The organism is Nocardioides sp. WJ219 (assembly GCF_058559815.1).
The window spans coordinates 17,396-29,428 of record NZ_JBZUJV010000003.1 but is presented as its reverse complement, the minus strand read 5'-3'; the positions used below and the strand labels follow the sequence as shown (position 1 = coordinate 29,428).

Sequence of the window (12,033 nt, the reverse complement as noted above, 5' to 3'; positions counted from 1 at the left end):
CGCGATTTCCTTCGGGTTCGGTGGGTTCAGAAGTGGGTGGTGGACGGGATGGTCGGGAAAGGGGCGCCGGCGGCGAACCAGCCGGCGCTCGGGTCGTCGGCGGACCCGGACCAGGTGGCGTCGGCGTCCGGGATCCCCAGGCGGTGGAAGGTGCTGGCGTGGAAGATCAGCGGCGCCTGGTCGGTGTACGTCGCCACGACGACCTCGCCGAGGAACAGCAGGTGGTCTCCCCCGTCGTCGGTGCGCCACGGCAGGCACGACAGCGTGGCGGCCGCGTCGGCGAGCACGGGCGCCGTCGCGCCGTCGTCCCAGCGGACCGGGTCGCGACCGGGGCGGCCGGCGAAGTGCATCGCCAGGCCGACCTGGTCGTGGGCCAGGACGTTGACCGCGAACGCACGGCCGTCGAGCAGGGAACCGGCCCGGGTGCTGCGGTTGAGCGCGACCTGCACCAGCGGCGGGTCGAGCGAGACGGGGGTGAACGCCGTGACGGTCGCGCCGTGCGGCGTGCCCTGGTCGGTGGCGCAGGTGACCACGGTGACGCCGGTGGCGAAGCGGCTCAGCACCGTGCGCAGGGCACGGGTGTCCACCGCCGCGGGCGACGCCTCGCCCGGGACCCGAGGAGCTGTACGCCGGTGCGGGGTCACCCCGCCCGCTGCGCCGTGCTCGTCCGTCGACATCCTGACCTCGTCCCTCGTCCCTCGTGCTGGTGTGCCACGGACTCTGGTCGACCGTGGGCCCGGAGGCCATGCGCTCCGGTGGGCAGCTGCTGCCACGGCACCGACGTGCCAGGCGCGGCTCCCCTCAGCAGTCGGCCCGCTTCGCGAGCGCGGCCTTGGCCTTGGCCAGGGCCGACTGGGCGGTCCCGAGCTTCTTCTTGGCGGCCTTCACCTTGGCCGCCTTGCCGGTCTTCTTGGCCTGGGCCAGGGCCTTCTTGGCCGCGGTCACCGCCTGCTTGGCCTTGGCGACCGCCGCAGCCAGCTGCGCGCAGCTGGGCGGCGGGGGTGCGGCCTTGGCCGAGCGGGGAGACGTCGCGGTCGCCGTACGCGCCTGGAACTGGTCGACCACGGTGGCGGTGACCTCGACCCGGAACGTGTAGCCCTTGTCGACCGCCCTGACGGTGTAGGTCGGGGTGGTGACCAGGGGGTTGGTCACGTTGCACTGGAGCCCGGCGGCGTCGCAGCGCAACCAGCGACGGGCGTACGACGGCTTCGTGCCCGTCCACGCCCCGGCCGTGGACTGCAGCTTGGTGCCGACGTGGGCGGGGCCGACCACGCGCGGGGCGGCGGTGTTGACCGGCTTGCGCTCGTAGACCGACAGCGAGCTGCCGGCGAACCGCTCGTCCGACTTCGACGCGCCGATGGTGCCGACCACCGTGGCCTTGATGACCTGGCCGACGTCGTCGACCGTCGTGGTGTAGGACAGCCCCGTCGCACCGGGGATCTGCACGCACGGGTCGAGGTCGGCCTCGCAGCGGTACCAGCGGTAGTCGAACGTCGTCGCCGCGAAGAAGCCGTTGGACTTCCACTGCTCGGTCGGGTGGTCGCTGGGGTCGATCGTCATCGTCGATCCCCACGGCGCGGATGCGCCGTTGAGCAGCTTGGGGTAGCCGGACGGCGGCGTCGGCTCGTAGCCGGGCGGGACGGTGATCTTGCCCAGCGGCCCCGACAGGGCCTCGCCCGAGTACGTCGGCTGCACGATGTTGATGGTCCTGACGCCGACCCGCAGCCACGTGTCGACGTCGGCACTGGTGACGTGGTAGGTCCTGCCGGTCGCGCCGGCGATGGGGCTGCAGGTGTTCGGCGAGGTGGTGGTGCAGCGCTTCCACTGGTAGCGGTGACGGAACGGAGCCGTACCGGCCCATGCCCCGGCGTTGGCCGTCAGCGTGTGACCTTGGGTCGGGGTGCCGCTCGGGGCGGGGATCGTGGCCGGTGCCTCGACGAGTGACAGCGGCAGGCTGAACACGCCGTGGCCCTGGGTGCCGGCCATGAGGGCACCTGGGGTGCCGAACCCGACGTTGAGGCTGTAGACCGACTCGTTGCCCATCGGGACCTCGCCGGGTGCGTTGATCTTGGTGCCGGACATCCGGGACCAGCTCTCGCCGCCGTCGAGGGTGGCCCAGACGCCGTTGGCCGTCCCGGCGATCATCTTCGGCACGCCGTCGCTCCAGTACGACGCGGGCACGACCTGGAACGCGCGGACCTCGCCGCCGTTGAGGGCCCCGTCGCCGGAGCCGCCGGCGTCGTACCAGGTGAGGCCGCCGTTGTCGGAGCGGTAGACGCTGCTCGTGGTGGCTGCCATCAGCTGGGTGCCCACGATCGCGACGCGCTTCGGGGTCTCGCCGGGCGGGATGCCGTCGGAGCTGAGGGTCCAGGACTTGCCGCCGTCGGTGGAGCGGTAGAAGCCCGTCGACGCCGCGGCGTACATCAGCGGCCCGACACCGGTGAGGTAGTACGTGCCGGAGGTGAGACCGGCAGCCTCGTTCCACCTCTTGCCGCCGTCGCCGGAGAAGAACACGCCGTCGTCGCCGGAGCCCGCGGTCGCGACGACCATCGAGGTGGCGTCGCCGGCCGGGAAGTAGACCGACTGGACGCCGCCCTGGTCGAGCCGCTGCGGCTGGGGCGTGCCGTCGTCGACGCCGAGCCTGGTCCAGGTGAGGCCCGTGGCGGGACCCCGGTAGAGGCCCCCGCTCGTGGCGAGGAAGACCTGGCCGGACTTGCCGGCGGCCTGGTGCACCTGCCGGCCGAGGGCCGGGAGGTTGCCCGTGATGTCGGTCCACGGCCCGGCCGCCGTCGCGGCCGTGTAGACCCCGTCGGTCTCCGAGCCGGCCACGAGCTGGAACGGGGTGACGTAGTCGAGCGAACGGATCCAGACGTCACCCCGGTTCCACTTGCCCCACACGTCGGGGACCGCTGCGTGGGCGGGCACGGTGGTGCCGGTGAGGACGAGGGCCAGCAGGACGAGTGGCAGCAGGAGCTTCGAGATGGTTCGCATGGCCCCGAAGGTAGGTCCGAGGGAACCCGCTGCTCCAGGGTTGCGCGTGGCCGCCTGGTGACTTGTCCGCCTCCTGCCACCTGCGGCAGGCGGCGTGCGTGCGACCTGCCTGGTCGGTCCGGCCTGTCCGCGACGAGACCCTCGTGCCCGGTACGTCGATCGACCCGCGCACGTCTCGACGGAGCGCTGGTGGCACGTGGCGGCCACGGCCGCACCCGGCACGCGGAAGTGCTCGCGCGGCCCGCCGGCCGCACCTAGGGTCAGCGGCATGGGCCTCTTCTCCCGCAAGCCGCCGCCGCCGCTGCCCGACCGCGGTGACCTCCACCAGGCACTCTCCGGACTCGACCCCCGCGACGCGCAGCGCATCACCGGCAACCGTCGGCTGGTCGAGATGTGCCACGACCTGTCGACGAGCGTCCCGGTCGCCGCGGTCCTCGAGGCCATCATCGACTCCCCTGCCGACAGCGGACTGCTGCACGCCAGCCGGGAGCAGGTGGTCTTCACCGGCGGGCACAGCGGCGTCACCTACCTGCCGGCGGCCGCCGTCGTCGGTGCCGAGGTGCCGTCCACGGCCACCCTGCGCATCCTCTACCGGCCGACGACGCCGGGGGTGAGCATCACCTTCAAGCACGACAGGATCGCCCGTCGCCCGGGTGACCCAGAGGGGCTGGACTTCTCCGTCCGGGCCCAGCAGGCCTCGCTCGACTTCTTCTGCGCGCAGGTGCGCGCGATGGCCCAGGCCGACTGACGTGGGGATCTTCTCCGGACGCACCGCGGCGACGCCGCGGTCCTCACCCGCCCCCGACCGCGACGACGTGCGCCGGGCTCTCGCCGCGCTCGACCCGGCCGACGCCGAGCGCATCGCTCGTGACGACGACCTGGCCCGGATGTGCCACGACCTGCCGACCTCCACCCCGGTGCTCGCCGTGCTCCGGGCGGGCATCACGCGCCCCACCGACGTCGGCCTGCTGCACGTGAGCGCCGAGCAGGTGGTGTTCACCAGCAGCCGCAACGGCATCACCTACCTCCCCGTCGCGGCGGTGGTGGGGGCTGAGGTCGTCGCCGGGGCGGTGCTACGGGTGCTCTACCGCCCCACTGCGCCCGGTCTGAGCATCACCTTCGTCCACGACTGGCACGCGAGACGCCCGGGCGACCCCGAGGGGCTCGACTTCAGCGTCCACGCTCGGGGACCGTCGCTCGACTTCTTCCGCGGGCAGGTCCTGGCGGTGGCCCGCGGTTGATCCGCCCGGCTCGAGGAACCTGGTGGTCGGGTCGAGGACGGGCGGGCTGGCGAAGCGCGGCCGAGTGAGCGCCTGCTCAGCCAGAGCGGGCGCCATGGCTCCCTCGTGACGGTTCGCCGGGCCGCGTCGGTCCGGTGCTCGTCGGCGCAACGCGTCACCGCGCCACAGCGGGACACGACGGCCGCCCGGGACGCCCGCCGGTCGCACCCGGCCGGCTGCACTCGCCACGACCCCGGCCGGTGTCGTCGGCGGGGGTCGGACGGGTGGTGACGGACGGGTGGTGACGGTCAGCGCACGGGACGGGTGGGCGGCACGGCGTGCGCGCCGGCGGCCGGGTGGACCGGGGCGATCGTGCGGTCGAGGACGACACGCTCAGGCTTGGTCGGGTCGACCCTGACCGCGACACGAGCGCCGGCCGGGTAGACGGCCATGGCGGTGATCGGCAGGAGCTCCTTGATCTCGACGTCGTAGGGCTGGTGGCCCGAGACCGAGACCCGCAGCTGCAGGCGGCACATGTAGTTGACGCCGTTGACGATGGTGCCGGTCGGCGCGATCGCCAGGACCGTGGCCTCGCCGAGGAGGCCAGTGCGCAGGATCTTGTTCTTGGGGCCGGTGCTGCCGGCGGCCCTGGAGATGACGACGAAGGCGACGACGGGGATCAGGAGGCTGATCAGGATGATCGGGATGGTCAGGCTGGACATGATGGGTCTTCTTTCGTGGTGGTTGGTGTGCGGGGAATGGGTGGGTAGGGCGGGGCAGCTCGGGGCGCGGGCGGCTCGGGTCGTGGCAGGCGGGGGCGACCCCAGGTGGCGTCCCCGCACCCGGGCGGGCCGACGGGGCTGGGTCGCAGGGCTCGGCGATCCGGTGCCTGGGGCGGATGTCCTCGAGGAGCCGTGTGCCCCGGCTGTCCGTCCGGGTAGGTCGGCTACCTCACTCGGATCTCGAAGAGAGCCGAGCGCGACGACCTGGCGACCACGCTCCCGGAGTAGGAGGCACGGACCCTCGTGGTGCCGGCGCCGAGCTTCTTGGTGACCCTGATCCTCACGGTGCCGTGACGGAGCGTGCCGCTGCCGATCACCTTGGTCCCCTTCCTGAGCGTGACCGTGCCCGTGGGGATCGCACCTGCGGCCCGCGCCCTGACGGTGACGTGGACGCGGCGCTTGCGGTCGGCCCGCCGGGTGACCGAGCGGCTGCGGCCCGTGACCGTCGAGGAACGGGTCGTGTGGGCCCAGAGCTCTTGGCCGTGGGTGTTCTCGACGGCACGGAAGAACACGGTGCTGGCGACGACGTGGAACGGCTGGGCTTGTGAGCCGGCGGGCCCGGCGTAGATGTCCCTGAGTCGCGTGGTCCCGGTCTGGGTGCCGTTGCTCGACCAGAGCTCGGCGCCCTGGCCGTCGGAGTACGCCTGGAGCAGGAGTACCGACCCGGTCGCGGCCAGGTGCGCCGGATCGGAGTCGCAGGCACCGGCGCACATGTCTCGGACGAGCGAGGTCGTGCCCTGGGTGCCCTGCGTGCGCCAGAGCTCCGCGCCGTGCGCGGCGTCCTCGGCCTGGAAGTAGAGCGCGCCCCCGTACCGGGTGAACCCGGTCGGCGTGCTGCTGGCGGCACCGCCGTGGAGGTCGCCGAGCGACTTCGTACCGTCGGGCTCTCCGTCGGAGATCCACGGCTCGGCGCCCTCGCCCGCCCGCCTGGCCTGGAAGACGACGCGGTCACCGAACGGGACCAGCTCGACGGGGTTGCTGCCCTGGTCGCCGGGGTTGAGGTCGATGACGCGGTGGGTGTTGACGATGCTGCCGCCGGTGACCCAGAGCTCGTTGCCGGTGTCGGGATCGTAGGCGTTGAAGAACAGCTTGTCCCCGGCCTGGGTCAGCTCCCGAGGCAGCGAGTGTTCCAGCGGCTTGCTGTTCACGTTGGCGATCAGCTGGGTGCCGGCCTCGGTGCCGTCGCTGATCCACGGCTCGTTGCCCAGGGTGGCGTTGGCCAGGGCACCGAAGACGACCCTGTCGCCGAGCGCCGCGATCTCCTCGATGCCTGACGAGGCCCCCGGGCCCGTCGTGTTGATGTCCTCGACCAGGGCGGTCCCACTGGTAGAGCCGTCGCTGCGCCACAGCTCGCGGCCGGCCGAGCCGGGGCCGTCGGCGACGAGGAACAGCTGGGCGCCGGCCACCGTGAGGTGGTCGGGGCTCGAGGCGTTGGTGCCGGGATCGATGTCGGCGACCAGCGCGGTGCCCTGGGCCGTGCCGTCGGTCCTCCAGAGCTCGTCGCCGTGCACTCCGTCGGAAGCGACGAAGTAGACCTTGCCCCGGAAGGTGACGAGGTCGTGCGGCGAGGACCACCCCGTGCCGGGGTAGATGTCTCGCAGCACGTGGGTGCCGGCCGTGGAGCCGTCGCTGATGAGCAGCTCGCGACCCACGCCGGTCGCTTCACCGACGAGGACGACGCGGGACCCGAGGGTGGCGGACTCCCCGATCTCGGAGGAGCCGCTGCCCAGCAGGACGTCCTTGACCAGGTGCGGTGCCGCACCGAAGTCGGCGGAGGTCGCGGTGGCCGGGGCCGGGGCTGCGAGCAGGCCGAGGACCACGGCGCCGGCGACGGCTGTGGTGGTGGCGGTTGCGGTAGCGGTGCTGAGCTTCTTCATGTCAGGTGACCTTGATCTTGATGGAGGAGGAGTGCGACGAGCTGGCGCGGAGGCTGCCGGAGTAGGTGGCGCGCACGCGGTGGGTGCCCTTGCCGAGGGTCTTGGTGATGCGGACCCGGGCGCGGCCACCGGACAGGGTCGCGGTCCCGATGACCTTCGTGCCCTCCTTGAGGACGACCCTGCCGGTGGGCGTGGTGCCGGTGGCGCGGACGCGGACGCTCATCCGGACGCGGTGCCCGCGGTCGGCCGATCGGCCGACGGTGCGTCCGGCGGCGTAGGTCCTGGACGACCGGAACGTCCAGGCCCACAGCTCCGGACCGTGCACGCCGTCGTCGGCGGTGAAGAAGATCGTGTTGGCGATTCCAGCGAGGGATTCGGCGTAGGAGCTGCCGGTGCCGGGTCTCACGTCCTTGACGAGCACCGTGCCGCCCGTCGTGCCGTTGGTCTGCCAGAGCTCACGCCCGTGCGTCAGGGACCGCGTGCTGAAGAACAGGCGCCCGCCGGCGACCGTGAAGTAGCCGAGGACGCCGGACGGGTCGTCGAACGTCTTGACCAGGGAGGCACCCGCGCCGTCGGCATCGGTGCGCCACAGCTCGTTGTCGCCGCTGGGGCTCCTCGCGCCGAAGTACATCCGGCCGTTCATCGCGGTGAGGTCGTGCGGAGCGCTGCTGTTGGCCGCGTACACGATGTCGTCGACAAGCACCGTGTGGGGCGCTCCACCGATCTTGCCATCGGTGCTCCACAGCTCGGTGCCCGTGGTGTTCTCGTAGGCGTGGAAGAAGAGCCGCCCGCCGAGTCGGGTGAACCCGCTCGGGTGGCTCCCCAGGCTGCCCGCCCTCAACTCGGCGACCTGCTCGGTCGTGGTGCCGTCGGTACGCCACAGCTCGTCGTTGCCGGCCGTGCCGGCGGCCCGGAAGACCAGCCTGTTCCCGAGCACCGTGAACTCCTCCGCGTCGGAGTCGCCGCCGGGGTTGATGTCCTTCAGCAGATGGGTGCCTGCCGCGGTGCCGTCGCTGATCCACGGTTCACTGCCGTGGAAGTCGTCGGTGGCCTGGAACACGACTCGGTCGCCCAGGGCGGTGAGGGTGTGGACGTGCGGCTCGTCGCCGGGCCGGATGTCCTCGACCCTCGTCGTGGTCGAGGCGCTGCCGGTGGTCTTCCACAGGGCAGGATGCCCCGCGGCGTCCTCGGCCATGAAGAACAAGGCGGACCTCGTGGCGACGAGCTCGCTGGGTGACGCGGAGCCGACGCCCTTGACGATGTCGGCGACGATCCGCGTGCCGGACGCGGTGCCGTCGGTGACCCAGAGCTCGCGGCCACGGGTCGCGTCCTCGGCGGCGAAGTAGGCCTTGCCTCCGAGCAGCGCGAACTGACCCGGGTAGCCGTCGTCGGCGCCGGGGCCGATGTCCCTGAGGACCTTGGTGCCGGCGGTGGAACCGTCGCTGACCCACACCTCGTGCCCGAGCTTCGGGGTCGTCAAGGCGAACAGGATCCTCGAACCGAGCACCGTGATGCTCGACGGCTCGTCCCCATGAGGGCCGAGGACCGTCTCACGGACGAGGTGGGGCCTCGGCGAGAAGTCCGTGGCCGATGCGGGTGAGGGGATCGCGATGCCGCCGAGCACGACGGCGGCGCCGGCGAGGGCGGGGAGGAGGGTGCGCATGAGGATCGAGCCCTTTCGGGGTCTGGTGGGGTGGCAGGTCGAGGGCACGGTCAGGACCCGGTCGGGTCGGAGCCGGGGCGCGCGGGGGACAGCCCCCCGGTGCGTGGACGCACCAGGAGCAGCACGGCGACGCTGGTGATCGCGGCGAGGGTGACGACGCCGCTCTCGGTGGCCGTGTGGGCCAGCGCCACCGGGGTCACGATGACGACCAGGCCGGCGCCGTCGATGAAGAGGTTCACGGCGCCGTGGGCGACCGCGACCGGCCAGGTGCTGCCGGACCGATCCCGGAGCCAGGCGTAGAAGACGCCGGCACCGGTCAGGGCGAGGACGACGGTCGGAGCCACGACCCATCGGCTCCCCACGCTGTCGTAGGTGTCGGTCAGCAGGATCAGCGGGAGGTGGAAGAGCCCGTGGACGAACCCGACCGCGACCGCCGCTCGGGGGCGGTCGAGCACCATCTGCACGCGGGGCAGCAGGTAGCCGCGCCACCCGATCTCCTCGGCCATGCACAGCACCGTCAACATCGCGAGCCCGGCCATGACGTCGAGGAGCGCGTCGGGAACGTCGATCGAGGAGGGCTCCATGAACCGCGCGCTGCCGAGGAGGTCGGCCGCGCCGAACGGGATGACGAAGATGACGACGAAGGAGACCGCGACGGCGACCGGCCAGCTGCGCCGGCCGGAGGTCTGCAGACCCAGCGACGACCACAGCCGTCGTCGGGCGCCGCGCGGTGTGGCCAGGACGGTGATCAGCAGGACGGCGACGAGTGGGGTGACCAAGGTGAGCAGCGGGGTGGCGTTCGCGTGGGGCAGCGCCACGGCGATGCCGACGACCATCGCGGTCACGAGCCCGACGAAGGTGGCGGCTTCTCGGACCGGGCGATCCGCCGGATCGGGTCGGTGCTGGTCGGCCACCAGGGCGGGATCGGGGATGGTTCGCTGAGTTGTCATGCCCTGGAGTCTTGGGCGCGGAGGACCGGCGCCACATCGGGCGCAGGTGCCCCGCCGGCGGTCCTCGCGACCGAGTGATCGCCCTCCGCGCCTCCTCCTGCAGACCGATACGCCCCGGCGCCAGAGCCCCTAATCTGGGGCCGTGACCGACGCGGAGGAGCCCACGCAGTGGGCGCGGCCCCCGCAGGTGTGGGACTGGTGCCTGGCGCTCGCCGTAGCCGTCGTGGGCCTCTGGCTCCTGGCCGAGGCTCCCGCCCGGGAGGGTTACCGCACCGCGGACGCGACGGCGTACGCCCTGACCGCGGCAGGGTGTGCCGCGGTCGCCTGGTGGCGGCGAGCACCACTGGTGGCACTCGGCGCCGTCGGCGCCGTGACGACCGTGCTGACCGCTCGCGACCACCAGATCGACCTGTTCCCCTTCGTCATCACCGGCTTGCTCTACGTCGTCGCCAGCTACCGGCCGCGGCGCGAGGCCGCGATGGGCCTGGGGATCACGGCCGTCTTCCTGGCCTTCCTGTCGACCACCGACCCGGCCGACCTCGGCCTGGACGCCCTGGCGCAGACGGTCGTGATCTTCATCGGGGCGTGGGGGCTCGGCCGACTGGTCCGTGGGCGACGTACGACCCTGCACGCGCTGGTCTCGGAGGCGGAGCAGCGGGCCACGGCCGAGCGGGAGCTGGCCGCCGCCGAGCGCGACCGGCACCGCCTCGCCGTGATCGACGAGCGCCTGCGGATCGCCCGTGACGTGCACGACGTACTGGCCCACTCGGCCGGCATCGTCTCGGTCCAGGCGACCGTGGGCGCCCACCTGGCGGCCGACGACCCGGAGGCAGCGCGCCAGGCGCTCCTGACGATCAGCGACGTGAGCCGCTCCTCCATGCAGGACCTGCGGCAGATGCTGACGCTGCTGCGCGACGACTCACCGTCGGGGGGCTCGACCGAGGAGGCCAACCAGCCGGCTCGCGGGTTGGCCGACCTCGACCCCCTCCTCGAGACCTACCGGGGAGCTGGCCTCAGGGTCTCCAGCACCACCGTCGGCGTGGCCCGGGAGCTGTCGACCACCGAGGGGCTCTGCGCCTACCGCGTCGTCCAGGAGGCCCTCACCAACACGCTCAAGCACGCGCAGGCGACGGCCGCCGACGTGCGGCTCGAGTACGGCGACACCGAGCTCACAGTTCTCGTCGAGGACGACGGGCGAGGTCATGCGCCCGCCTCCGGCGGTCACGGCCTCACCGGGATGGCCGAGCGCACGGGACTCCTCGGCGGGCGGCTCACGGCCGGCCCGTCAGCCGGCGGCGGCTTCACCGTCAGTGCTTCCATCCCCTACGGCGCCGACCTGACGGAGGGCGAGCGGTGACCACCGCCGAGCGACCCATCCGGGTCGCCGTGGCCGAGGACCAGGCGTTGGTGCGCAGCGGCATCGTCGCCCTGATGGCCTCCGACGCCGACCTGGAGGTCGTGGGTGAGGCCGAGGACGGGCTGGCCGCGCTCGAGGTCGCCCGCACGGCCCGACCCGACGTCGTGCTGATGGACATCGGGATGCCCGGGCTCGACGGGGTGGCCGCGACGTCCCGCCTGACCAGCGACCCGGTCACCACCGACGTCAAGGTGTTGATCCTGACCACCTTCGACACCGACCAGCACGTCCACGCCGCCCTGCGTGCCGGCGCCAGCGGGTTCCTGCAGAAGGACGTGCGCGCGGCCGACCTCCTCCACGCGGTCAAGGTGGTCGCAGCAGGCGACGCCCTGCTCTCGCCCCGGGTCACCCGGCGGTTGATCGACCACTTCAGCCAGCAGGCGCCCGTCGACCAGGAGAGCCGGCAACGCATCGACCAGCTCACCCCACGCGAGCTCGAGCTGTTGCTGGCCGTCGCCCAAGGTCTGACCAACGCCGAGATCTCGGTGGCCCACCACATCTCGCTGTCCACGACCAAGACCCACGTCGGGAGCCTGCTGACCAAGCTGGACGCCCGCGACCGGGTACAGCTCACCATCCGCGCCTACGAGGCCGGATTGATGCGCCGATGACCGGCGCGCGAACGGGATTAGGGTGACGCCATGACGACCGACAAGTACACGCTGGACCGCATCGCCGGGCTCGAGGCGAAAGTCGACCACATGTACCGGCAGCTGACCGGCCAGGGTGACATCCACACCGTCATCCCCCCGATGGCGAACGCGGGCTCCGGGGTCTCCGAGGCCGTGCGCGAGGCCGCCCGCGGCGGCAACATGGCCGAGGCCATCCGGCTCCAGCGCGCCGAGACCGGCCAGAGCCTCAGCGAGGCCAAGGCCGCTGTGGCAGGCGCGGGCTAGCGGAGCGGCTGCCCGCTCACCACTCGTTCGCGGATCCGGCGTGGATCGAACGGATCGATGATGGGTGCTGTGCGACGAACATGACGGGGCCTTCCGAGGACGGCGCCAGACCGCCCGACCACCGACGAGTCGTGAGTGCCAGCCCGATCGACCGCGGGTCGGGGCTCCAGGTGGGTACCGGGCAGAACTCGCCACGACCGACCGACCGAACGAGGGCAGGGGACAGATGACGCCATC

The 12,033-nt window shown here is 72.4% G+C and carries 11 protein-coding genes; 5 read left to right on the top strand and 6 right to left on the bottom strand.

The annotated features are described in order from the left end of the window. Nucleotides 1-26: 26 nt before the first annotated feature. Both AC4MBH_RS07960 and AC4MBH_RS07955 read right to left on the bottom strand, forming a co-directional pair. Nucleotides 27-677, bottom strand: a complete 651-nt coding sequence (locus AC4MBH_RS07960) for a flavin reductase family protein (RefSeq protein ID WP_491794173.1) — start codon at nt 675-677, stop codon at nt 27-29. A gap of 124 nt (nt 678-801) precedes the next feature. Continuing rightward, a complete protein-coding gene (locus AC4MBH_RS07955; RefSeq protein WP_491794171.1) occupies nt 802-2,991 on the bottom strand; it encodes a WD40/YVTN/BNR-like repeat-containing protein in 2,190 nt (729 codons plus the stop codon). 268 nt (nt 2,992-3,259) lie between these two features. Between AC4MBH_RS07955 and AC4MBH_RS07950 the strand changes: the two genes are divergently transcribed. Further along, nucleotides 3,260-3,739, top strand: a complete 480-nt coding sequence (locus AC4MBH_RS07950; protein WP_491794170.1) for a hypothetical protein — start codon at nt 3,260-3,262, stop codon at nt 3,737-3,739. A 1-nt stretch (nt 3,740) separates the two neighbouring features. Next, the gene (locus tag AC4MBH_RS07945; protein ID WP_491794169.1) at nt 3,741-4,232 is read left to right on the top strand and encodes a hypothetical protein; all 492 of its coding nucleotides are present in this window, start codon (nt 3,741-3,743) and stop codon (nt 4,230-4,232) included. 287 nt (nt 4,233-4,519) lie between these two features. On the opposite strand, the gene AC4MBH_RS07940 is transcribed toward AC4MBH_RS07945, so the two are convergent. The 4 genes from AC4MBH_RS07940 to AC4MBH_RS07925 form a co-directional block, all read right to left on the bottom strand. After that, a complete protein-coding gene (locus AC4MBH_RS07940; protein WP_491794167.1) occupies nt 4,520-4,933 on the bottom strand; it encodes a DUF3592 domain-containing protein in 414 nt (137 codons plus the stop codon). 224 nt (nt 4,934-5,157) lie between these two features. Further along, the gene (locus tag AC4MBH_RS07935; RefSeq protein WP_491794166.1) at nt 5,158-6,870 is read right to left on the bottom strand and encodes an ELWxxDGT repeat protein; all 1,713 of its coding nucleotides are present in this window, start codon (nt 6,868-6,870) and stop codon (nt 5,158-5,160) included. 1 nt (nt 6,871) lies between these two features. Further along, nucleotides 6,872-8,533, bottom strand: a complete 1,662-nt coding sequence (locus tag AC4MBH_RS07930; protein WP_491794164.1) for an ELWxxDGT repeat protein — start codon at nt 8,531-8,533, stop codon at nt 6,872-6,874. Between the two features lie 50 nt (nt 8,534-8,583). Continuing rightward, on the bottom strand, nt 8,584-9,483 hold the full coding sequence (locus AC4MBH_RS07925) for a CPBP family intramembrane glutamic endopeptidase (protein ID WP_491794162.1): 900 nt from the start codon (nt 9,481-9,483) through the stop codon (nt 8,584-8,586). A gap of 142 nt (nt 9,484-9,625) precedes the next feature. On the opposite strand from AC4MBH_RS07925, the gene AC4MBH_RS07920 reads away from it, so the two are divergent. The 3 genes from AC4MBH_RS07920 to AC4MBH_RS07910 are packed head-to-tail and all read left to right on the top strand — an operon-like array spanning nt 9,626 to nt 11,796. Then, nucleotides 9,626-10,840, top strand: coding sequence for a sensor histidine kinase (locus AC4MBH_RS07920; protein WP_491794160.1), 1,215 nt, complete (start codon nt 9,626-9,628; stop codon nt 10,838-10,840). Then, nucleotides 10,837-11,511 (top strand): response regulator transcription factor, encoded by a 675-nt coding sequence (locus AC4MBH_RS07915; protein WP_491794158.1) that lies wholly within the window; start codon nt 10,837-10,839, stop codon nt 11,509-11,511. Before AC4MBH_RS07920 ends, AC4MBH_RS07915 begins: the two co-directional genes overlap by 4 nt. Before the next feature lie 30 nt (nt 11,512-11,541). Next, nucleotides 11,542-11,796: a hypothetical protein gene (locus AC4MBH_RS07910; RefSeq protein ID WP_491794157.1), complete on the top strand. Its 255-nt coding sequence runs from the start codon at nt 11,542-11,544 to the stop codon at nt 11,794-11,796. Nucleotides 11,797-12,033 lie beyond the last annotated feature (237 nt).